Consider the following 21,889-nt stretch of genomic DNA (forward strand, 5'->3'; position numbering starts at 1 on the left):
GCGCGGGGGGCGGTTGCGGCGGCCGCGGGTGAGCAGCACCACCAGCAGCACGATGCCGCCGACCACCACGAGGCAGCAGAGCAGGCCGAGGATGCCGAACCCGCCACGGGACCGCCGGCGCGCCGCCTCCACCACGATCTCGCCGGTGCCGGACGACGCCCAGGCCGCGACCGGTACGAAGACCGAGAGCACGACCGTACCGAGGACCGCGCCCAGGCGGCCCCACCACTTGTTCCATGCAGACATGTCCCCATCCTCGCCGAGGCCTGCAACCGGGGCACGGCGGACAGGGCGGATGTCTCCGGACACGTCGCGTCGTCGCCGCAGGCCGGGTGGCTTCACTCACGATTAGCCGTCCATTTGGACTGTTACGGTTTCCTGGTGACCTCCTCCCCGCCCTCGGTCCCCGCACCGGCCCTCGCCGGGAAGCGGGAATGGGCTGCCCTCGTGGTACTCGTCCTCGTGGTCCTTCTCCTGGCCGTCGACGGGACGGTCCTCTACCTCGCGGTCCCGTCACTGACCGAGGACATCGGGCCCACCGCCACGCAGATCCTGTGGATCGGGGACATCTACGCCTTCGTGCTCGCCGGGCTCCTGATCACGATGGGCAACCTGGCCGACCGGATCGGCCGCAAGCGCCTGCTGATGATCGGCACTGTGGGGTTCGGCTCGGCGTCCGTGCTGGCGGCCTTCGCCTCCACCCCGGAGGTGCTGATCGCGGCCCGTGCGCTTCTCGGCCTGGCCGGCGCCACATTGATGCCGTCGACGCTCTCCATCGTCCGGTCGATGTTCGCCGATCGCGCTCAGCGCGCCCGGGCCATCGCGCTCTGGTCGGCCGGGGCGACCGCCGGGACCGCGCTCGGCCCGCTGGTGGGCGGCGCGCTGCTGGAGCGCTTCTGGTGGGGATCGGTCTTCCTGATCAACGTGCCGGTCATGGTGCTGGCGCTGGTGGCGGGACGGCTGCTCCTGCCGGAGTCGAAGGGCGAGGCGCCGGCGCGGATCGACGTGGGTTCCTCGGCGCTGTCCATCGTCACGATCGTCCCGCTGGTCTTCGCCCTCAAGCGTCTGTTCAGTGACGGCGTCGACGCCCTCACCGTGGCAGCCACCGCTGTCGGGCTGCTGGCCGGATGGTGGTTCGTGCGGCGGCAGAACCGGCTGGCGGTGCCGCTGCTCGACGTCTCGCTGTTCAAGGTGCCGGCGTTCTCGGGCGCGCTTGCAGCCAACGTGCTGGCCATCTTCGGGTTCCTGGGGCTGCTGTTCTTCTTCTCCCAGTACCTCCAGCTGGTTCGCGGCTTCGGCCCCCTGAAGGCCGGCGCCGCCGAGCTGCCCGGGACACTCGCCGCGGTGCTCGTCGTGGCACTGATCGGCGTCCTGCTGTCGCGGCTGGGGGCGGGCCGCGCGATCGGGCTGGGACTGCTGGTCGCCGCCGTCGGGCTCGCCGTCATGGGGACGAGCGTCGACCTCCGGAGCTACTGGGGCCTGGGCATCGGCCTCGCCGTCATCGGGCTCGGCATCGGTGTCGCCATGACGCTCTCGACGGACGCCGTCGTCGGCGCCGTCCCGGAGCGGCGCGCGGGCGCCGCGTCGGCGGTGGCCGAGACGGCGTACGAGCTGGGCGGCGCGCTCGGCATCGCCGTCCTCGGCTCGTTGCACGGGCTGCTCTACCGTTCGTCGCTGACGCTCCCCGCCGGGACCACCGCCGCCGATCGGGCGCTGGCGGAGGACTCCCTGGCCGCGGCCGTGTACGGGTCACCGGCGCCCGGCGTCGTGGCCGCTGCGCAGGACGCCTTCGCCCAGGCGATGCAGTCCGCCACCTTCGTCGCCGCCGTGATCCTGGTCGGCGCCTCGGTGGTGGCCTGGAAGGTCATCCCCTCCGAGCCCGTGTCTGCTGGAGGTGCTCGTGCCGGCCACTGACCGTCGTCCGATCCGCGATCGTGCACGCACCCGGCGGGCCGTGCTGGACGCCGCCGAACGGGTGGTCACCCGGCACGGCGCCAACGTCAGCCTGGCCGCCATCGCCCGGGAGGCGGGTGTCACCAAGAGCGGCCTGATGCACCACTTCCCGTCCCGGGAGGACCTGTTCGCCGCACTGGTCGAGCAGGTGATCACCCGATTCTGGGAGGAGGTGAACGCCCACGTCGACCCCGGCGACGACCGGCCCGGCGCCTTCACCCGTGGTTATGTGCGCGCCCTCACCGGGGACAGCGCGTACCTGGCGGAACTGAACAGCGCCACCGGCCTGCTCGCGCAACTCGGGATCGCCAGCATGGAGCACGTGCTCGCGGTGGATCCCGAGGACCCGGCGCGCTGGAACCGCGCCTTCGAGGCCGACGGCCTGCCACCGGGCCGCGTCTGGGCCGTCCGGTACGCCGCGGAGGGACTCGCCATCGGCATCGGCACCGCCTATGTCACTGACGAGCAGCTCCGGCTGGCCCGCGCGGAACTGCTCGCCCTCACCGAGACGGCCCCGGAATGAGTTCAGGCCCGGAATCCGTGGATTCCGGGCCTGAACCTTGGTAGCGGGGACAGGATTTGAACCTGCGACCTCTGGGTTATGAGCCCAGCGAGCTACCGAGCTGCTCCACCCCGCGTCGGCTCACAAAGCTTATCGCACCCCGATCCTGGAGATCAGCCGGGTACCCGGATCCGCTGCCGACCGTTCCCGGGGCGCCTCGGGCAGGAACGGCGAAGGGCCCCGGAGAGAACTCCGGGGCCCTTCGTCACGAGTAGCGGGGACAGGATTTGAACCTGCGACCTCTGGGTTATGAGCCCAGCGAGCTACCGAGCTGCTCCACCCCGCGTCGGCTCGACAACCGTAGCGCACCGACCCGGGCGGGCGCAAAACGGGTACTCAGTCCAGCCACCGCCGGATCGCCTCGACCGCCCACCGGCTGTCCGCGTCGAACTGGGCGCGCTGGGTCGAGGTGCTCTCCCAGCCCTGTTCCCACAGCACCGTCACCACGTCGCCGGAGCGCACCGCGCGTACCAGGTGCACCTCGTCGCCGCCGCTCGGATCGCCGTTGGCGTCCCGGTACGGCGTCCGCGTCTCGAACAGCACCGACTCGTCGCCGTACCCGCTGTCGGGCAGCAGACGCTGCCGCACCGTCACCGGCGGCGTGCCCCGGGCGGGCTGCTCGGGGCACGCCCGTACCGCCCCGCGCAGCTCGGCCAGCGCCGCGCCGGCGCCGCCGGACCGGTAGATCGTGATGCTGTGCCGGTAGTTGCCGGACGGCACCTCGTCTGCCGGTGCGCCGGCCCGCCGGTACGGCAGCGACCGGGCCCGCTGCGCGACCACCCGCTCGTCGCCGGGCGTCGCGCCGCACAGCACCGGCAGGACCGGTCCCGGGCCGAAGTAGTTGCCGGTGCCGGCGTCGTTCGCGGCGGGCAGCACGAAGAACGCCCGGTCCGGGATCGTGGTCGGGGTCGCCGCGGCCGGAGGCGTGGTGGTCACGATCGGACTGCGCGAGCCGGAGGTACGGCCGACGGTCGGCGGCGGCGTGGTGGGCGACGGCGCGACCGAGGGCGCGGCTGCCGACGGCCGCGGGGTGGGCGTACCCGCGGGGGGTGGAACCGGGACGGGCCCTGGCCCGGCGGCGAGCACCAGCCGGCTTCCGGCCACCGTGCCGGCGACCAGCCCGGCGGCGGCCAGGACGGTGATCGCGGCGCGGCGCCGGGCCCAGCGGTCGGCGCTGCGGCGCAGCCGGTCCGGTGCCGGCAGCACCCGCTCGTCGGTGTCGGCGGCGAGGGACCGGTAGTAGCGGTGCAGTTCACGCGACATCGTTGACCTCCAGCTCCTCGGCGGCGACGCCGGGCAACAGCTCGGCCAGCCGGGCCCGTCCCCGGGACAGCCAGGACTTCACAGTGACGGTGGGCACGCCGGCCTCCCGGGCGATCTCCTCCACCGGCAGGTCGAACAGGTAGTGCAGGGCGAGCGCCTGCCGGTGCCGGGGCGGGAGCTGCCGCAGCGCCGCGACCAGCAGCACGGTGTCCTCGCCGGGCGGTCCGACATCGGGTGGCGGGCCGGTGCGGCTGGCCGCGAGGCGCCACCCGCGCAGCCGCCGGAACCGGTCGGTCGCCAGCCGGCTGATCACCAGCCGCAGCCACGCCTCCGGCGCGGGATGGCCGGCGAGCTTCGCCCACTGCCGCCAGGCCCGGGCGTACGCCTCCTGCACGAGATCCTGGGCCTCGGCCGGGTCGCCGGCCACCGCGTAGCCGTACCGGACGGCCCGCCCGGACGTGCTGCGGTAGAAGTCGTCGAAGCTGTCCGCGTCCCGCATGTGCCCTCCCGCCCCCACACGTTCACCTGCACTGTTGACGGCGCGGCGGGGTGCGGGGTTGCGGCCGGGGAGTCCGCTTCACGACACGAGCCCGTGGCCCGGGTGACCGTTGCGGTCCCGGACCACGGGCTCGTGGTGTCAGCTCGGCGTCAGCCGCCCGGTGTCGGCGCGGGGGACGTCGGCGCCGGTGGCGAGACGCTGCCCGACGGCGCCGGGTTGCCCGAGCCGTTCGCCGCGGCCTGGGCCTGCTGGAACGCGCTCATCGCCTCGTCCAGCGCCTTCAGCGCACGCCCGTACCGCTCGAAGTCGCCGGACGTCTGCGCGGCCTTGACCTCGGCGATCGCGGTCTGCACCCGGGCAGCCGCCTGGGCCAGCTCCCCGCTCATCGGCGGCGGCGTGTTGTTGTTGTCGCCCCCGGTGGGCGGCGGCGTGGGGTTGTCGTCGGTGCTGGGCGGCGGGTTGTTGTTCGGCGCCCGCTTGCCCTGCTCGACGAGCTGTTTGATGCCGTCGCTGAGGTTGTTGGCGAGCACCACGTACGAGCCGCCGTCACCGTAGGAGAGCAGCACCTTCTGCAACAGCGGGTACGCGTCCTGGCTGCTGCTCTTCACGTACACCGGCTCGACGTAGAGCATGCCGTCGGCGAACGGCAGCGAGAGCAGGTTGCCGTACTGCACCTGCGCCTGGTTGGACGAGAGCAGGTTGAGCTGCTGCCGGATGTCACCGTTGTTGGTCATCTGCTGGTGCACCTGCGTCGGCCCGGAGATCCGGGTCTGGTCCGGCAGCTCCAGCACCTCCAGCTTCGGCTGCCCGTCGACGTACGACCCGGAGACCAGCGCGGCGAGGTTCTGCCGCCCGTTCGGGGTGACCGCCGAGGTCAGCTGGAAGCGTGGACCGTCCTGCCCGGGGAACTGGGTGAACAGGTAGTACGGCGGCTGCTTCTGCCCGCTGTCCGGCGCGTCCGGCACGTTCGGCACCTGCCAGAAGTCCTGGCCGGAGTAGAAGTCGCCGGGGTCGGTGACGTGGAACTTGGTCAGCAGGTTGCGCTGCACCTTGAACAGGTCGGCCGGGTAGCGGAAGTGCTCGGCCAGCTCGGCCGGGATGTCGCCCTTGGGCAGCACCAGGTCGCCGCCGAACGCCTTGTTCCACGCCTTGAGCACCGGGTCGGTGTCGTCGTACGAGTAGAGCTTGACCGTGCCGTCGTACGCGTCGACAGTCGCCTTCACCGAGTTGCGGATGTAGTTGACGTTCTCCCGGGCGAGCTGGAACGTGCCCCGGCCGGTCAGCTCGTCGGCGGTCTCGGCCTGGAGGTTGACCCGCTCGGCGTACGGGTAGGTCGCGGCCGTGGTGTAGCCGTCGATGATCCACAGGACGCGCCCGTCGACCACCGCCGGGTACGGGTCGCCGTCGAGCGTGAGGAACGGCGCGACCTTCTCCACCCGGTCGCGCGGGTTACGCACGTACAGCAGCTTCGAGTTCTCGTTGACCGCCTCGGAGAGCAGGAAGTTCGACTCCTGCTCCTTGATCGCGTAGAGCAGCCGGCGCGGGAACGAGCCGATCTTGACGCCGCCCTCACCGGTGTAGGTGTAGTACTGCTCGCCGCCGGTGGAGGTGGGCCGGTCGAACTCGACGTTGCGCTCGCCGGTCTGCCCGACGATCGCGTAGTCGTCCGGCTCCATCCGCTCGCCGTAGTAGATCCGCGGCTGCTGGGCCGGGATCTCCTCGGCCGGCGCGGAGCACGCCTCCTGTGCCTTGTCGCCGAGGAAGCCGGAGACGAAGTACGGCTGGCCGCCGCAGACCACCTGGTTCGCCGGGGCGGCCACCAGGCCGTACCCGTGGGTGTAGACGGTGTGGCGGTTGATCCAGTTGCTCTGCTGGTCGGTCAGCTCGCCGTAGTTGATCTCACGGACGCCGACCACGTAGTCGGAGGTCTTGTCCTTGACCGAGTACCTGTCGATGTCCAGCTTCGAGCCGAAGTCGTAGAAGCCGCGGACCTGCTGGAGCTGCGTGTACGTCTCGGAGACCAGCTGCGGGTCGAGCAGCCGGATGTTCGACACCACTGACGTGTCGGTGGCCAGGCTGGCGGGTGGAACGAGGTTGCTGGCCGCGTACGGTGTGGTCTTCGTGCCGTCGAGGCTGAACGCGGTGCGGGTGGCCTTGATGCTGCGTTCGATGTACGGCGCCTCCTTGTCCCGGGCGCTCGGCTTGACCTCGAACGTCTGCACGGCCCACGGGTAGATGCCGCCGATCGCCACCGCGGAGACGCCCAGCAGGGCCAGCGAGATGCCCGGCCAGACCAGGTTCCGCATGACGGCGTTGGAGAACACGATGATCGCCAGCGCCACCAGGACGGAGATCCAGGCGAGGATCTCCTTCGCCGGGAGCAGCGCGTTCACGTCGGCGTAGCCGGCGCCGTAGAGCTTGGCGCCCTCGTTGTACTCCAGCAGCATGGCCCGCCGGTCCAGCACGTAGGCGACGGCCTTGAGCAGCACGAACACGGCTACCAGCGTGCTGAGGTGGGCGCGGGCGGCGTTCGTCATCCGGTCGCCGACGCCCTGGAGGCGCACGCCGCCGAAGATGTAGTGCACCGCCAGCGCGCCGAGCAGCGACAGCACCACGACTGTGAAGCCGACGCCGAGCAGGTAGCGCCAGAACGGGAGCTGGAAGACGTAGAAGCCGACGTCGACGCCGAACTCCGGGTCCTTCACGCCGAAGTCGCCGCCGTTGCGGAACAGCAGCCACTGACCCCAGCGGCTCTGCGCGGAGAGGCCGGCGAACAGCCCGACGACGGCGGCGGCGAGCGCGATCCAGGTGCCGAGCCGCGGGCTCAGCAGCATCCGGTAGCGCTCCAGCGTGGCCTGCTCGGCCGAGTGCGGACGCATCTTGGGCCGCAGCCGGTGGGCCAGCCAGAGGTTGCCGCCGACGAGCAGCGCCATGCCGACGCCGACAACGAGGAACAGCAGCAGGCGGGTGGCGAGCACGCCGGTGAAGACCTGGGTGTAGCGGACCTCGTCGAACCAGAGCCAGTCGGTCCAGGCGTTGACGCCCCACCCGAGGAGGGTGAACAAGATGAACACCCCGATCAGGACACCGATGGTGACGCGTCCGCGCCGGCTCATCCTCGGTAAGGGACTGCTACGCATGACCACTGTTGGCTCCGCACGCTCGATGTGATCGGCTCCGACCAGGCACCAAGAGTACGGGGTGTTCCTGAGCACGTCGGGTCAAGGTCACGTCACGATCCGCCCGCCGGCCGCCGCCCGGCCCGCCTCAGCAGCGCGTCGGCTGTCCCCCGGCGCGCAGCGTCTCGAGTGCCTTCAATGCCTCACCCAGCGTGGCGACCCTCAGCAGCGGCAGTCCCGGCTGCGGGTTGCGGACCGCCTCGGCGCAGTTGTCGGCGGGCACCAGGAACGCCTTCGCGCCCGCGTCCTTGGCGCCGACCAGCTTCTGCGCGATGCCGCCGATCGGACCGACGCGACCCTCGTCGTCGATGGTGCCGGTACCGGCGATGATCTTCCCGCCGGTGAGGTCGGCCGGCTCCAGCTTGTCGATGATGCCGAGCGAGAACATCAGCCCGGCGCTCGGCCCGCCGATGTCACCCAGGTCGATCTTCAGGGTGAACGGGTGCGGCTGCTGCTGGTCGATCTCCACACCGATGCGCGGCCGGCCGTCCTGCTCGCGGCTGGTCACCGTCGCCGTACCCGGTGTGTCACCCCGGGTGTAGCCGATCGTCAGCGCGGTGCCCGCGGGCTTCGCCCGGATCAGCTCGGTGAGCTTGGCCGCGCTCGTCACCGGCACCCCGTCGACCGACGTGACCACGTCGTCGGGGCGCAGCACGTCGACCGACGGGCCGCCCGGCGTGACCGCCTTGACCAGCACCTTGATCGGGTAGCCCAGCTCGCGCAGCGCCGCCGTCTCGGCGCTGGTCTGCGAGTTCTGGAAGTCCTCCGCGTTGCGCTTCTCGACCTCTTCCTGCGACTCCCCCGGCGGGTAGACCAGCTCCCGCGGCACCACCGCCTCGTCCGAGGAGAACCATCCGGCCAGCGCCGACCGCAGCCGCACGGTCGGCTGCACACCGACAGTGGTGAGCCGGAGCTGACCGGCGGAGGTGGACGTCGCGCGGCCGGTCACCTGGATGACCTCCTTGCCGTCCTCACTGCCCAGCGTGTTCACCGTCGGACCCGGGCCGAGCACCACGTACGGCAGCGGCACGCTCAGCACGCCGACGCTGAGCAGGGCGGTGAGCAGGGCACCGAGGAGGACGGTCACGCCGCGACGTCTCATGGGCCAGAGCGTACCGATCCGTCCCCTGCCATCCGGCGCGGTGACCGGCGGACTTCGCCCTCAGCGCAACGCCGAGTGGCACGACCTGCGGCGGGCCCCGCGTACCGTAGACGTCGTGCCTGATATTCCGTTCGGCTTCGCGCTCCCGGGTGGTCAACCACCGGACCCCAACGATCCCGCGGCGATGCAGCAGTTCATGTCGCAGTTGCAGCACCTGCTCTCGGCGCCGGGCAGCGGGCCGGTCAACTGGGACCTCGCCCGGCAGGTAGCCGCCAGCCAGCTCGCCGCCGCCGGCGACCCGGCGGTGTCGCCGTTCGAACGCAACGCGGTCGAGGAGGCGCTGCGCATCGCCGACCTCTGGCTGGAGCCGGCGACCTCGTGGCCCTCCGGCATCCGCACCTCGGTCGCCTGGAACCGCAACGAGTGGATCTTCAAGACGCTCGACGTGTGGCGCAAGCTCTGCGACCCGGTGGCCAGCCGGATGGTCGGCGCGATGGGCGACCTGGTGCCGCCGGAAGCCCGCGCCCAGCTCGGCCCGATGCAGTCGATGGTCGCCACGCTCGGCGGCGCCCTCTTCGGCGGCCAGCTCGGCCAGGCGCTCGGCTCGCTCGCCGCCGAGGTGCTCTCCGCCGGTGACATCGGCCTGCCGCTCGGCCCCGCCGGCACCGCCGCGCTCGTCCCCGCCAACATCAAGGTGTACGGCGAGGGCCTGGAGCTGCCCGAGGACGAGGTACGCCTCTACGTGGCCCTGCGCGAGGCCGCCCACCAGCGGCTGTTCCAGCACGTGCCGTGGCTGCGCGGGCACGTGCTGACCGCGGTGGAGAACTACGCCGCGGGCATCCGGGTCAACCGGGAGGCGATCGAGGAGGCGATGGGCCGGGTCGACCCGACCGACCCGGAGTCGATGCAGGCGATCGCGCTGGAGGGCATCTTCACGCCCGAGGACACGCCCGCCCAGAAGGCGTCGCTGGCCCGGCTGGAGACCGTACTGGCCCTGGTCGAGGGCTGGGTCTGCCACGTCGTCGACAGCGCCGCCGGGGACCGCCTCCCCAACGTGGTACGCCTCGGCGAGGCGTTCCGCCGCCGCCGCGCCGCGGGTGGCCCGGCCGAGCAGACGTTCGCCGCGCTGGTCGGCCTCGAACTGCGGCCCCGCCGCCTGCGTGAGGCGACGGTGCTGTGGGCGGCGCTGACCGAGCACCGCGGCATCGCCGGCCGGGACGCGGTCTGGGGCCACCCGGACCTGCTGCCCTCCGACGACGACTTCGCCGCCCCGGAGGCGTTCGCCACGACGAGCACCGACCTCGACGACGAGCTGGCGAACTTCGACTTCTCCGCCCCCGGCGCCCCGGAGGAGAAGTCCCCCGGCGAGGACGACGACAAGCACTGACACCGCCCACCCCGTCGATCTTGCAGTTGTGGCCCTCGGAATGTCCTGAAAGCGGCTTCTGTCGGGTACCAAACTGCAAGATCGGCGGGCCGGGAACGGAGGGTGGGGGTCAGACGGGGCGGCCGGACAGCAGGGCGCGCGTCGCCTCCCAGCCCTCGACGGCCGGATCGAGTGCGGCCAGGTCAGCCGGGCCGCGCATCCGGTGCCAGCTGGCGGTGACCGCCACGTCGCCCGGGCTCGGTGCCGCCCGTCGCACCTCGGCCGGCGCTGTGGTGTCCAGGTCCAGCGCCGGCAGCCACGCCGGTACGGGCAGTCGCGCCGCCACTCCCAGCAGCCCGGTTCCGCTCCCCTCGACCGGGGCCACCGCCACCGGCCGGGTGGTGAGCGGCCGGAGCAGCTTGCCGAGCGTCAGACCGGGCACGTCCGGCGCGTCCGCCGCCACCACCGCCACCTGGTCGTAGCCGGCCGCCCCGCCGTCCCGGGCCGCCCGGTCACCGGCCAGCGCCGTGAACACCGCGTTCGGCGTGGGCTCGGGCACCTCGTACACCTGGGTGCCGGGCCAGACCACGGCGTCGGCCAGCCATCGGTCCCGGCTGGTGACCGCCACCGCGGTCTCCAGCTCGTTCAGCGTGGCGAGCAGGTCCACCACGTCCTCGGCGAGCGCGGTACGCCATCGCGCCGGATCGATTCCGGGCGGCGTCCAGGTCACCGGGCCGAGCAGCGCCACCACCACACGTCGCGACATTCGCCGACCTTAACCCCCGCCCCACCCGCGTCCGTTCACGATCATGAGGTTGGCGGTGACGAAGCGGACGAAACGCCAGGCCAACTTCATGATCGACCGCGATGGGCGGTGGTCAGGGGATGGCGGCGGTGGCGGCCACGCCCTCCAGGTAGCCGCGGGCGCGCTCCGACCTCGGGTAGCGGGCGACCAGCGCCCAGAAGTCGGCGTTGTGGCTGGGCACGATGAGATGCGCCAGCTCGTGCAGCAGCACGTAGTCGATCACCCAGTCGGGCATGTCCTGGACCCGGTGCGAGATCCGGATGGTGCGGTCGGCGGGCGTACAGGAACCCCAGCGGCCGTTCTGGTTGGTCACCCAGCGGACGCTGGCCGGCGCCGCAGCCGACCCGTGTTCGGGCAGGTAGAGGTCGATCAGGCGAGTGGCGCGGGCGAGCAGTTCGGCATCCGAGCGGGCCAGCCGTCCCTCGCGGGCGGCGAGCCGGGCGAGCATCCGGTCGACCCACTCGCTCTCCTCGGCCCGGGAGAACTGGTCGGGGATCAGCACGACGACGCGCTCACCGTCCCGGTACGCGGACACCGTGCGCCGCCGACGCTGGCTGCGCCGCACCTCGACGACGGGCTTCCGCGTCACGGCCATTACCGGTCCGCGCAGCCTCGGTTGACTGTCACGATGGAAAGCTAATGCGTACTGACCAGGACTCCGCAAGAGTCAACACGACGACACGCGCCCGGAAAGTGGCGGTTGATTGTCAGGAGTCCGGAAAAAATTCTTTGCGACGGTAGCTGACCATCACCTGACCGACCCTGTTCACGTTAAGTGATCTACGACGGGTGACTGTCGGGGGGCCGCGCGAAGCGGATCTGGGTGCATTCATCCGGCGTGTCCGCGCGAAACTGACTTATCCGACGTTACTCGGCATGCACACTCTCGACGTCGACTTGCTCACAGAGTCGGCGTACAGCTGACATGGAACCGCCCAGACCTGGGTAGGGTCCGCCAACCACGGTCAGGTGACTGACCGCGGAGAACCCCCGGCGCCGGTGCCACGCGTGGGCCGCCGCAGGGAGACCCGCCGGGACACCTCCGGCGGACGAGACGAGGAGGCTACCGTGGCCGACCAGGCCCAGACCTACAACGGTTACTGCGTGAAGTGCAAGGAGAAGCGGGACTTCGAGGGGCACGTGGAGGTCTCGAAGACCGGCATGAACATGGCCAAGGGCAAGTGCCCGGTGTGCGGCACAACAGTGAACCGCATCCTGGGCAAGGCCAAGGTCTGACCCGTACGGCAGAAACGGAGGAGGACGGCCGTCGGCCGTCCTCCTCCGTCGTGTAGCCGACACAGTTACCGGCTGGTTGTGGAAAACCGGCGAGATCCTGTGGACAACGCTGGCCACGGCTCGCCGCACCTGTGGACAACGAGCGACGGAGCGCGTGGAGACGGTCACGATCAGTGGCGTGACCGATCCGACACCGCTCGTCCGTCCCGTCCTGCTGCCCGGCCTGACCCGGCTCTGGCGCGACCGGCACACGCTCCAGCTGGGCGAGCCGCCCGGCCGCGCGGTGCTGCTGGAGATGTCCTCGCCGGGAACGGCCCGCCTGCTCGACCTGCTCGACGGCACCCGCAGCGAACGCGCCGTGCTGGCCGGGGCGGGCGCCGCGCGAGTCCCGCCCGACGAGGCACGCGCCCTGCTCGACACGCTCCGGGACGCCGGGCTGGTGGTGCCGGCACAGGCACTGCTCCCCCGCGAGCTGGCCGGAGTGGCCCGGGACCGGCTTGCCGCCGAGGCTGCCGCACTGGCGCTCGCGTCGCCCGACCTGCCCGGCACACCGGCCCGGCTGCTGCGCCGCCGCCGTGCCGCCCGGGTGCTGGTCACCGGTACGGGACGCCTCGGCGCAGCGGTCGCCGTCGCGCTGGCCCAGGCCGGGGTCGGGCACGTCGTACCCGATCTGGCCGGCCCGGTCGGCGCCGGTGACCTGGTCGGGACCGGCCTGACCGCCGCGGAGCTGGGCCGTCCGCTGGCCCCGGCGGTACGCGCGGCGCTGGAACGATGCGCGCCCGGAACTGTCACCGGCCCGTCCCGGGCGGCCCGGCCGGACCTGGTGGTGCAGCTCGGCGTCGACCGTCCGGCCGAGCTGCTGGCCACCGGGTACGCCCGCCGGCGTCAGCCCCATCTGCTGCTCGACCTGCGCGGCGGCGTACCGGTGGTCGGTCCGCTGGTCCGCCCGCCCGCCGGTCCCTGCCTGCGCTGCCTCGACCTGCACCGCGGCGACCGGGATCCGGACTGGCCCGCGCTCGCCGCCCAGCTCGCCGCCGACCGGGGTGCGCGGGCCTGCGCCGCCGCCACCGGGCTCGCCGCGGCGGCCTTCGCCACGGCCGAGGTGCTGGCCCAGCTCGACGGCGCCCAGCCGGAGACGCTCGGCGGCGCGGTGGAGGTCCGGGGTCCGGGTCGCGTCCGCTACCGACGGTGGCCCCCACACCCCTCCTGCGGTTGCTGCCGGCGTCGCCCGATCCGGTCGGCCCCGGCCGCTACCGGCCGCACGGCAGCAGCGGAGGCCCCGCGTCGGTAACAATGGCCGGGTGACCGACATCCCGCGCCGGGCCGTGTCCCGCACCGCCAAACTCGCCGCCCTGCCGCTCGGGTTCGCCGGTCGAACCGTCCTCGGCATGGGCAAGCGGGTGACCGGCCTCGCGTCCGACGTCATCTCCGCCGAGATCCAGCAACGCACCGCCGAGCAGTTGTTCAGCGTCCTCGGGCAGCTCAAGGGCGGGGCGATGAAGTTCGGCCAGGCCCTGTCGGTGTTCGAGGCGGCGCTGCCCGAGGAGGTCGCCGCGCCGTACCGGCAGGCGCTGACCAAGCTCCAGGAGGCCGCCCCGCCGCTGCCGGCGGCGACTGTGCACAAGGTGCTCGCCGAGCAGCTCGGCCCGGACTGGCGCGACCGGTTCGTCGAGTTCGACGACACCCCGGCCGCCGCGGCCAGCATCGGCCAGGTGCACCGGGCGGTCTGGCGCGACCCGGGGTACGGGCCGAACGGCGGTCCTCGGCACCGGGACGTGGCTGTGAAGATCCAGTACCCGGGTGCCGGTGACGCCCTGCTGGCCGACCTCAAGCAGCTCTCCCGGCTCGGCGGCATGTTCCGGGCCATCCAGCCGGGGCTGGACGTGAAGCCGCTCCTGGCCGAGCTGCGCGAGCGCATCACCGAGGAGCTGGACTACGAACTGGAGGCGGAGTCGCAGCGGGCGTTCGCCGCCGCGTACGCCGACGACCCGGACATCTTCATCCCGGAGGTGCTCGACGCCGCGCCGCGGGTGCTGATCACCGAGTGGGTGGAAGGCATTCCGCTGTCCCAGATCATCCGGGAGGGCACCGAGGAGCAGCGGAACGAGGCCGGCCGGCTGATGGCCGAGCTGCACCTGTCCGCGCCGGAGCGGGCCGGGCTGCTGCACGCCGACCCGCACCCGGGCAACTTCCGGCTGCTCCCGGACGGCCGGCTCGGCGTGATCGACTTCGGAGCGGTGGCCCGGATGCCGCAGGGCACGCCCGAGCCGATCGGCCGGATCGCAGCACTGGCGCTGCGCGGGGACGCCGACGCGGTGGTGGAAGGGCTGCGCGCCGAGGGCTTCGTCAGCCGCACCGAGTCGATCGACGCCCCGGCCGTGCTCGACTTCCTGCGTCCGATGCTGGAGCCGATCGCCGCGGAGGAGTTCCGCTTCACCCGGGCCTGGCTGCGCGGCGAGGCGACCCGGCTGGCCAGCCCTCGCTCCCCCGCCTACCAGCTCAGCCGGCAGCTCAACCTGCCCCCGTCGTACCTGATGATCCACCGGGTCACGCTGGGTTCGATCGGGGTGCTCTGCCAGTTGGAGGCGAAGGCGTCCTACCGGTCGATCCTGGAACGCTGGCTACCAGGCTTCGCGCCGGTGGTCTGAGCGCAAGCCGGCGAGCGCGCGGGCCGGCGAGCGGGCACGGCGAAGGGGCGGTGACCTGTCGGTCACCGCCCCTTCCTCACGCGATCGTTCTACAGAACGCCCAGGTCGCGGGCCGACTGGCTGCGGCCCCGCATGGCGACGGTACGGGCGGAACGGGTTGCCTCAGTGCTCGTGGTGGTGCGACCGGCCTGAGGCCGGCGCATTCGGGCCCTGGACAACGCTTCGTGGAGTAGTTGCATCTCGAATCCGTTCGGCAGGTTCAGCATCAGGGTTTCTCTCTCAGGTCGGCCGGTGGAGGGACACCGGCATCGGTCGGTTTCGGAACGTAGGTTTGTCAGGCTGCCAGCCGGACGGAGCTACGCGACTCGGACAGCCCGCTGGCCGCCAGTCGCGCCTCCGCCTCGACCCGGAGCTGCGCGTCACGGGCGAGGTCCTCCTTGCGCGGACGGCCACGGGGCCGCTTGCGCGGGACGACCGCGCCACGCTCGAAGATCTCGCCGCCCCAGACGCCCCAGGGCTCGGCTCGCTCCACCGCCCCGGCCAGGCACTCGACGCGCAGCGGGCAGTCCCCGCAGAGCGACTTGGCCAGCTCGAGCTCGGCGGGCGAGTCGGAGAACCACAGGTCGGGGTCGAACTTCCGGCAGGGCAGGTTCGCCTCCACGTCGACGCTCACGTCGAGGGGGGCCAACGCCAGACTCATCCTCCGGTCACCTCTCTCTCACTTCGATCTCGTGGATCGCATTCCGACGTACTTCGGCGGGACAAAAAACTGAGGCCGCGGATCCCGGTATGCGGGTTCCGCGGCCTCGAGGTGAGCCGGTGGTCTGATGGATCAGACCGGTCTACCTCGAGGTGGAACACCGCGGACATCCGTGCGCTTCTTGGCGCCATCGATGCCCTTGCCCGCGAAGCCACTGGTCCCCTCGACTCCGGCGATCGGCGCAACGGTCAGGTTCAGCTCGGCCTGAACCGGGACCTGGTGCACCTGCGGAGCCGACGGTCGAGCGGCGAGGGCCACCCGGACAGCCGACAGCGGAGCGACGGCAGACGGCATCGCCGCAAGACGCTCATAGGTGAAGATCTTCATTGGTGCCACCTCCCTACTCTCCTCGTGCCGACCGTGGACTCATCCCCTTTGAGCAGCCAGAACGGCGCCGCTCGCGAGGTGTGTCATGAGGCTATTCCTAGCCCTCGGGGGAGGGCAAACGATTTACGGCTAGTTTTCAGAAGTTTTCTGTGGGCAGACCTCGTCCACCGTGGCGCCCGCCACCAGGGCGAGCACCGTATCCCCGTAAAGCCCGACTTTTCGGGGCCCGATCCCGGCGATCGCCACCAGTTCCTCGGTGCGGCCGGGCTTCCGCTCGGCCAGCGCGGTGAGCGTGGCGTCGGTGAAGACCACGTACGCCGGCACCTTCTGCGCGCCCGCCACCCGCTGCCGCCACTCGCGCAGCCGCTCGTACAACTCCTCGTCGATGTCCGACGGGCAGGTCGGGCAGCGGCCCAGTTTGCGGTCCGCGCCGGCGAGCAGCGTGGCGCCGCAGATCCGGCACGAGACCACCTGCGGCCGGCGCCGCTCGGCCCGCCGCGCCGGCCCGCCGCCGCCGGCCCGCTCCCCGCCGCCGGACCGGTCGAGCTGCGGCAGGAACCGCGAGGGCCGCCGTGCCCGCCCACCCGGCGAGCGCGCGGTGGCGTACGACAGCCAGAGCCACTCCCGGGCCCGGGTGATCCCGACGTAGAGCAGCCGCCGTTCCTCCTCGACCTGCTCCATGGTCTTCGCGTACGTGGTGGGCAGCGTTCCCTCGGCCAGCCCGACCAGGAACACCGCGTCCCACTCCAGCCCTTTCGCCGAGTGCAGCGACGCGAGCGTCACCCCCTCGACTGTGGGCACGTGCTGCTGGGCGGCCCGCCGGGCGAGTTCCTCGGTGAACCCGGTCAGGCCCGGTTCCTCCTCGGCCTGCGCCGCGTACTCCTCGGCGAGCTGGACCAGCGCGGCGAGCGCCTCCCACCGCTCCCGTGCGGCGCCGCCGGGCGGGGGCGCGTCGGGCGCCCAGCCGACGGCGGTGAGCGCCTCGACCACGGCGGCCGGCAGCGGGGTTCCCGCGTCGGCCGACCGGGTGGCGGCGCGCAACGCGATCATCGCCTGGCGCACCTCGGGCCGCTCGAAGAACCGCTCCGCACCCTGGAGCACGTACGGCACCCCGGCCTCGGAGAGCGCCTTCTCGTACGCCTCGGACTGCGCGTTGGTGCGGAACAGCACCGCGATCTCCCGCGCCGGGGTGCCGCCCGCCACGAGCGCCCGGCAGCGGGCCGCGACCGCGTTCGCCTCGGCCGGCTCGTCGGTGAAGATCCGCAGTTCCGGTTCCGGGCCGGGCCGGCGCTGGCCGTGCAGCTCCAGCCGCAGCCGCGCCTCGGTGCCCCGGGCCTGCGAGATCACCGCGTTGGCGAGCCCGACCACCTGCGGTGTGGAGCGGTAGTCGCGGACCAGCCGGACGACTGTCGCGCCCCGGTGCAAACGGGGGAAGTCGACCAGGTACGACGAGGTGGCGCCGGTGAACGAGTAGATCGTCTGGCTGGCGTCGCCGACCACTGTGAGGTCGTCCCGGCCGCCCAGCCACGCCTCCAGCAGCCGCTGCTGGAGCGGGTTGACGTCCTGGTACTCGTCGACCACGAAGTGCCGGTACTGGTTGCGCACCTGCTCGGCCACATCCGGGTGCTCCTCGATGCCCCAGACCGCGGCGCGCAGCATGTCCTCGAAGTCGATCACCCCGTTGCCGCGCTTGAGCCGCTCGTACGCGTCGAACACGTCGGCCACCCGGGCCGGCTCGTACGGCGTCTCGCGCAGCGCCTTGGCCGCGGCGACGACGTACTCCCCGGGCTCGACCAGCGACGACTTGGCCCACTCGATCTCGGCGGACAGGTCCCGCGCGGCGGCCCGGTCGGCGCGCAGGCCGACCTTGGCAGCGGCGAGCGTGACCACCCGCACCTTGCTGTCCAGCAGCTCCGGCATGGCCCGGCCGGCCAGCAGCCGGGGCGCGAAGTAGCGGACCTGCCGCAGCGCCGCGGCGTGGAACGTGCGCGCCTGCACCCCCTGCACCCCGAGCACGCCGAGCCGGCTGCGCATCTCGGCGGCGGCGCGGGCGGTGAACGTGACCGCCAGCACATGCCGGCCGGCGATGTCCCCGGTCAGCGCCCGGTACGCGATCCGCGAGGTCACCGCCCGGGTCTTGCCGGTGCCGGCGCCGGCCAGGATGCAGACCGGACCGGCCGGGGCGGTCACCGCGGACCGCTGCTCCGGATCCAGCCCGGCCAGCACCCGTTCCGCCGCTGAGTGAACGCCCACAGCAGGGAATCATCCCAGCATCGTGTGACGTTGCAGCGGTTAGCCTGGCCTGATCGGACCGGGCGCGAGCCACCCCTTGGAGGACCAGACCATGCTGACGATGTATTCCACCCCGTGGTGCGGCTACTGCCACCGGCTGAAGTCGCAGCTCGACCGGGAGGGCATCGCGTACGAGGTGGTCGACATCGAGCAGGACCCGACGGCCGCGGACTTCGTGATGGGCGTCAACGGCGGTAACCAGACCGTCCCGACGCTGCGCTTCGCCGACGGCAGCGCCCTGACCAACCCTTCGATCACCCAGGTCAAGCAGCACCTGGCCGCGCTGCCCGGCTGATCCGCCCGCGACGCACGAGCGGCCGTACCCGATCCGGGTGCGGCCGCTCGCCGTCGTTCAGGAACCACCGCGGCTGAGCACCCCGTCGTCGGCCGGCTTCCGGGGCGCCGGGATCCGCACCGGTCCGGCGACCGGCATGGTCAGCCCGCGCCCCCGCCACAGGTAGAGGCCGGCCGCCGTGGTGACCGCACCGACGAGGGCGAACAGCAGCCGGTAGTCGAACACGCCGACGAGCAGCGCGCCGGTGCCGATGGAGAGCGCCTGCGGGCCGCTGACCAGCGCCTCGGACGCGGCGGTGACCCGGCCCAGCAGCCGCGGCGGCGTCCGCCGCTGGATCAGCGTGTTCAACCCCACCATGGTCAGCGGCAGCGACAGGCCGGCCAGCAGCAGCGCCACCACCCCGAGCCACAATCGGGGGTACGCCAGCGCCAGCGCGGCCGGCCCGAAGAACGTCACGCCCGCGGCGAGCGCGCCGACCTCGCCGAACCGGCGGACCACGGCGGCCGAGAACAGGCCGCCGACCAGCCCGCCGACGCCCTGCACCATGACCAGCACGCCGACGAACGCGGCGTCGCGGTGCAGGCCCAGATCGACGTACGCGAAGATCAGCGACTCGGTGAAGCCCATCACCAGCGAGCCGAGCCCGTACCCGAGCAGCGCCCGGCGCAGCGCCGGCTCGCCGGTCAGGTGCCGCAGCCCCGCGCCCAGTTCGGACGGCCCGCGCCGACCCGGCCGCGACGGCGTGCTCTCCTCCACGCGCAGCCGCCCGACCACCGCCGCCGCGACGAGGAAGCCGGTCATGGCCAGCAGGACCAGCAGCCAGCCGCCGACTGCGGCGTAGACACCGGCCCCGGCCAGCGGCCCGATCAGCCGCAGACCCTGCCGGACGGTCTGGAGCAGTCCGTTCGCGTCGGCGAGCAGATCGGGCGGAACCAGATGCCGGATCAGTCCGTTGAGCACGGCGGTGAGCGTGATGTACGACAGTCCGTAGAGCGCGGCGACCACGTAGATCACCCAGACGTCGGACCGGTCCCGGACCGTGAGCAGCGGACCGAGCAGCACCGCCGCGACCAGGTTGGCGGCGATGAAGAACTGTCGCCTCCGGTAGCGGTCGACCACCCAGCCGACCAGCGGGGCGAGCGTCATCGGCGCGATGACCGCGAAGATGGTCGCCCCGGCCATGCTGTCCGAACCGGTCAGATCCTTGACCCAGACGGCCAGGGCGAGCAGCAGGACCGACTCTGCCGCCATGCTCGCGACGAGCGCGGCGAACAGGAGACGGAAGTCGGGGCGGCGCAGGACGGTGCGCATCGGTTCCCTCCGGCAGGGGTGCGCCACCAGGGCGCGTCGGGGGCGGGCGCTGGTGAAGACACCCTCCACGGTCCTCTTTTTGTCTCGTGACACGCCCTTGCCGGAACCTCCGACGCCGGTCGCGCCGTCCATACTGACCGTGGGGGGCGAATTTCATACAGTTACCGTCGCGTCAAGCGACGGTCGACGGGAAAGAGGACGCCGTGCCTCCTGCCGTACCAGGCCCGATTCTGCGCCGTCGTCGACTCGGCATCGAGCTGCGTCGGCTCCGCGAACAGGCCGGTCTGACCGGTGACCAGGTCATCGAGCGGATCGGCTGGGCCTCCGCATCCAAGTTGTCCCGTCTGGAGAACGGCCGCAGCCGTCCCGACCCGGACGACGTGGACGTGTTGCTGACGCTCTACGGCGCCGACGAGGAGCAGCGCGCGGAACTGACCGGGATCACCCACGAGGCCGGCGACATGCGCGGCTGGCTGCGCAACTTCCCGGTGATGACCCAGCAGCAGCGCGCCTTCGCCGAACTGGAGGCGGGTTGCGCGGAGATCTCCGAGTACAACCCGGTGCTGGTGCCGGGGCTGCTGCAGACGCCCGGGTACGCCCGGCACCGGATCATGTCCGCCGCGCAGGTCGCCGCCGAGGCCGGCGACCCGGAGACCGAGGATCCCGAGACCGAGGTACGGGCGCGGCAGGCCCGCCAGTCGCTGCTGACCCGCTCCCCCGACGTGCCCCGCTACACGGCGGTGCTGGAGGAGGCGGCGCTCGGCCGCCGTGCCGGGCCACCGAAGGTGCTGCACGAGCAGCTCGTCCACCTGTGCGAGATGGCGCTGCTGCCGAACGTGACGCTGCGCCTGCTGCTGCGGGACACCCGGGTCGGTGACTGGTACCTTCCGCCGACCGCGTTCTCGGTCTACCGGTTCGCCGATCCCCTCGATCCGGAGACACTCGCCATCGAAGGTGGGTTCACCGACGTCATGTCGACCGAGGTAAACACCCTAAATCGCTATAAAGTGGTGTTCGAGTGGCTATGCTCGTCGGCGCTCTCCGCATCGGACACCCTCTCCTGGTTGATCGAGGCGACGGGACGGCTGACCGGCACGGCAGTCGAGTCCACGGTGGCGTACGGGCCGGCAACGGCGCCGGCCCAGCGACGCCGGGACTCGGGGCGCCTCACCACGGAACGGTGATCCGGCACGGACACCGCCCGCGCTCCGGCGTCGCTCGGACCCATCGGAGCACCTCACCAGGAGCAAGCACCATGAACGAGATCCACACCAGCACGACCGCCCGCTCGGGACGGCTCGCCGGCGCCGCCTGGCGCAAGAGCACCCGCAGCCAGACCTCCAACTGCGTGGAGGTCGCGCCGCTCGACTCCGGGCCGGCCACAGTGGCGCTGCGGGACAGCAAGGACCCGAGCGGACCGGTCCTGCTGTTCGACCGGGCCGGATGGCTCGGCTTCCTCGCCGGAACGAAGAGCGGTCAGTTCGATCTGGACTGATCCGGCGAACCCCGGAGGGCCGTCGGCGTGCGCCGGCGGCCCTTCGCGCGTCCGCCCCCGACAACGGTGCTGACCTGGGATCCCCCGATCGGTCGAGCTGGCGCGTTCCCCTTGCCGGGCTGTCACATCGGCGTAACATGACGCGGGAGTGACATGGAAGTTCCAGCGTGTAACCGCCGATTGTCCGGGGGACACCATGCGGTTCCTGATCGTCCGCACCGAGATCCGTACCGCCGCCGACGCCGACATCGCCGCCGCCTGGGCCGGCGGGGGCCGCCTGCGGGACGAGACGAGCACGCCGGAGCCCCGCCGCCAGGTCGTCCACGCCGAGGACCGGGACGCCGCACTCCTGCTCGCCCGCGCACTGTCCGCCGTCGGTGCGGTACGCACAGGCCGGCACCGGGTCAAGGTGCTGCCGATCGAGGAATCCGCTCCCGGGCACCCGTACCGCTGGGACGGTGGATGACCGGACGCTGACGTCCGTCGTGGCCGGACCGGCCTCCCCCGCCGTTTACCCGCCTCACCCGGCCTCGACGGCACGTGTTCCCGGCCCGCGACCGTCGCGGCAACGACGGTCCGGGTCGGGGCCGCGCCCCACCCCCGTTCCACCCGGCCGAGGTCCGCCCGGCCTCGCCAGTTCGGGGAGGTGGCTGCATCCCACCGGCCTCGACCACACCACTTCCCCGAGCTGGTGCCACCCACCAGCCGAAACCCGGCCGACCCACCAGCTCGGCGAAGTGGCGGTAACCGACCGCCCTCGACCACGCCACTTCCCCGAACTGGCGCCGCCGCCAGC

The 21,889-nt window shown here is 72.2% G+C and carries 21 protein-coding genes and 2 tRNA genes; 10 read left to right on the plus strand and 13 right to left on the minus strand.

Translation table 11 applies throughout. The features are described from left to right. Positions 1 to 246 (minus strand): hypothetical protein (locus tag ABD52_RS26340; RefSeq protein ID WP_013288392.1); only part of this gene is annotated, 246 nt, incomplete at its 3' end. Between the two features lie 135 nt (positions 247 to 381). Here ABD52_RS26340 and ABD52_RS26345 point away from each other — a divergent pair. Beyond that, positions 382 to 1,914, plus strand: a complete 1,533-nt coding sequence (locus ABD52_RS26345) for an MFS transporter (protein ID WP_047893564.1) — start codon at positions 382 to 384, stop codon at positions 1,912 to 1,914. Then, positions 1,901 to 2,476, plus strand: a complete 576-nt coding sequence (locus tag ABD52_RS26350; protein ID WP_047893571.1) for a TetR/AcrR family transcriptional regulator — start codon at positions 1,901 to 1,903, stop codon at positions 2,474 to 2,476. The genes ABD52_RS26345 and ABD52_RS26350 overlap by 14 nt, the downstream gene beginning before the upstream one ends. Positions 2,477 to 2,514: 38 nt before the next feature. Here ABD52_RS26350 and ABD52_RS26355 read toward each other — a convergent pair. From ABD52_RS26355 to ABD52_RS26380, 6 genes are all read right to left on the minus strand, one after another. After that, a tRNA-Met gene (locus ABD52_RS26355) sits at positions 2,515 to 2,591 on the minus strand. Between the two features lie 136 nt (positions 2,592 to 2,727). Then, positions 2,728 to 2,801, minus strand: a tRNA-Met gene (locus tag ABD52_RS26360). A gap of 50 nt (positions 2,802 to 2,851) precedes the next feature. After that, positions 2,852 to 3,778, minus strand: coding sequence for a hypothetical protein (locus tag ABD52_RS26365; RefSeq protein WP_047893565.1), 927 nt, complete (start codon positions 3,776 to 3,778; stop codon positions 2,852 to 2,854). After that, positions 3,768 to 4,277, minus strand: a complete 510-nt coding sequence (locus tag ABD52_RS26370; protein ID WP_047893566.1) for an RNA polymerase sigma factor — start codon at positions 4,275 to 4,277, stop codon at positions 3,768 to 3,770. Before ABD52_RS26370 ends, ABD52_RS26365 begins: the two co-directional genes overlap by 11 nt. Positions 4,278 to 4,426: 149 nt before the next feature. Further along, positions 4,427 to 7,417 carry a UPF0182 family protein gene (locus ABD52_RS26375; RefSeq protein WP_225319643.1) on the minus strand — a complete coding sequence of 997 codons (2,991 nt, stop codon included), beginning with the start codon at positions 7,415 to 7,417 and terminating at the stop codon, positions 4,427 to 4,429. A gap of 127 nt (positions 7,418 to 7,544) precedes the next feature. After that, positions 7,545 to 8,558, minus strand: a complete 1,014-nt coding sequence (locus ABD52_RS26380) for a PDZ domain-containing protein (protein WP_030273878.1) — start codon at positions 8,556 to 8,558, stop codon at positions 7,545 to 7,547. A 115-nt stretch (positions 8,559 to 8,673) separates the two neighbouring features. Between ABD52_RS26380 and ABD52_RS26385 the strand changes: the two genes are divergently transcribed. Continuing rightward, positions 8,674 to 9,945 carry a zinc-dependent metalloprotease gene (locus tag ABD52_RS26385; RefSeq protein ID WP_082171395.1) on the plus strand — a complete coding sequence of 424 codons (1,272 nt, stop codon included), beginning with the start codon at positions 8,674 to 8,676 and terminating at the stop codon, positions 9,943 to 9,945. Between the two features lie 109 nt (positions 9,946 to 10,054). Here ABD52_RS26385 and ABD52_RS26390 read toward each other — a convergent pair whose 3' ends face one another. Together ABD52_RS26390 and ABD52_RS26395 are read right to left on the minus strand one after the other, a co-directional pair. Further along, positions 10,055 to 10,690, minus strand: coding sequence for a hypothetical protein (locus ABD52_RS26390; RefSeq protein ID WP_047893567.1), 636 nt, complete (start codon positions 10,688 to 10,690; stop codon positions 10,055 to 10,057). A gap of 112 nt (positions 10,691 to 10,802) precedes the next feature. Next, the gene (locus tag ABD52_RS26395) at positions 10,803 to 11,324 is read right to left on the minus strand and encodes a M48 family metallopeptidase (RefSeq protein ID WP_013288401.1); all 522 of its coding nucleotides are present in this window, start codon (positions 11,322 to 11,324) and stop codon (positions 10,803 to 10,805) included. Positions 11,325 to 11,797: 473 nt separating this feature from the next. Between ABD52_RS26395 and ABD52_RS40310 the strand changes: the two genes are divergently transcribed. From ABD52_RS40310 to ABD52_RS26405, 3 genes are all read left to right on the plus strand, one after another. Beyond that, a complete protein-coding gene (locus tag ABD52_RS40310) occupies positions 11,798 to 11,965 on the plus strand; it encodes a DUF5679 domain-containing protein (protein WP_007464795.1) in 168 nt (55 codons plus the stop codon). A gap of 178 nt (positions 11,966 to 12,143) precedes the next feature. Beyond that, the gene (locus ABD52_RS26400; RefSeq protein WP_152748327.1) at positions 12,144 to 13,256 is read left to right on the plus strand and encodes a TOMM precursor leader peptide-binding protein; all 1,113 of its coding nucleotides are present in this window, start codon (positions 12,144 to 12,146) and stop codon (positions 13,254 to 13,256) included. A gap of 10 nt (positions 13,257 to 13,266) precedes the next feature. After that, positions 13,267 to 14,613: an AarF/ABC1/UbiB kinase family protein gene (locus tag ABD52_RS26405; protein ID WP_047893569.1), complete on the plus strand. Its 1,347-nt coding sequence runs from the start codon at positions 13,267 to 13,269 to the stop codon at positions 14,611 to 14,613. A gap of 334 nt (positions 14,614 to 14,947) precedes the next feature. Here the strand turns inward: ABD52_RS26405 and ABD52_RS26410 are convergent, their stop codons facing one another. From ABD52_RS26410 to ABD52_RS26415, 3 genes are all read right to left on the minus strand, one after another. Next, positions 14,948 to 15,313 (minus strand): WhiB family transcriptional regulator, encoded by a 366-nt coding sequence (locus ABD52_RS26410; RefSeq protein WP_013288404.1) that lies wholly within the window; start codon positions 15,311 to 15,313, stop codon positions 14,948 to 14,950. Positions 15,314 to 15,445: 132 nt separating this feature from the next. Continuing rightward, on the minus strand, positions 15,446 to 15,700 hold the full coding sequence (locus ABD52_RS38555) for a hypothetical protein (RefSeq protein ID WP_013288405.1): 255 nt from the start codon (positions 15,698 to 15,700) through the stop codon (positions 15,446 to 15,448). A 129-nt stretch (positions 15,701 to 15,829) separates the two neighbouring features. Next, positions 15,830 to 17,953 carry an ATP-dependent DNA helicase UvrD2 gene (locus tag ABD52_RS26415; RefSeq protein ID WP_013288406.1) on the minus strand — a complete coding sequence of 708 codons (2,124 nt, stop codon included), beginning with the start codon at positions 17,951 to 17,953 and terminating at the stop codon, positions 15,830 to 15,832. Positions 17,954 to 18,044: 91 nt separating this feature from the next. On the opposite strand from ABD52_RS26415, the gene ABD52_RS26420 reads away from it, so the two are divergent. Then, positions 18,045 to 18,287, plus strand: a complete 243-nt coding sequence (locus ABD52_RS26420; RefSeq protein WP_013288407.1) for a mycoredoxin — start codon at positions 18,045 to 18,047, stop codon at positions 18,285 to 18,287. A 57-nt stretch (positions 18,288 to 18,344) separates the two neighbouring features. Here the strand turns inward: ABD52_RS26420 and ABD52_RS26425 are convergent, their stop codons facing one another. Continuing rightward, positions 18,345 to 19,598 carry an MFS transporter gene (locus ABD52_RS26425; RefSeq protein WP_030273871.1) on the minus strand — a complete coding sequence of 418 codons (1,254 nt, stop codon included), beginning with the start codon at positions 19,596 to 19,598 and terminating at the stop codon, positions 18,345 to 18,347. Between the two features lie 203 nt (positions 19,599 to 19,801). Between ABD52_RS26425 and ABD52_RS26430 the strand changes: the two genes are divergently transcribed. The 3 genes from ABD52_RS26430 (at position 19,802) to ABD52_RS26440 (ending at position 21,559) form a co-directional block, all read left to right on the plus strand. Then, a complete protein-coding gene (locus tag ABD52_RS26430) occupies positions 19,802 to 20,782 on the plus strand; it encodes a helix-turn-helix transcriptional regulator (protein ID WP_047893570.1) in 981 nt (326 codons plus the stop codon). A 71-nt stretch (positions 20,783 to 20,853) separates the two neighbouring features. Then, positions 20,854 to 21,093, plus strand: coding sequence for a DUF397 domain-containing protein (locus tag ABD52_RS26435; protein ID WP_013475247.1), 240 nt, complete (start codon positions 20,854 to 20,856; stop codon positions 21,091 to 21,093). A 196-nt stretch (positions 21,094 to 21,289) separates the two neighbouring features. Beyond that, complete coding sequence (locus ABD52_RS26440; RefSeq protein WP_013288411.1) at positions 21,290 to 21,559, plus strand: hypothetical protein; 270 nt, start codon at positions 21,290 to 21,292, stop codon at positions 21,557 to 21,559. Positions 21,560 to 21,889 lie beyond the last annotated feature (330 nt).

The organism is Micromonospora sp. RV43, from assembly GCF_001029515.1.
GTDB lineage: Bacteria > Actinomycetota > Actinomycetes > Mycobacteriales > Micromonosporaceae > Micromonospora > Micromonospora aurantiaca.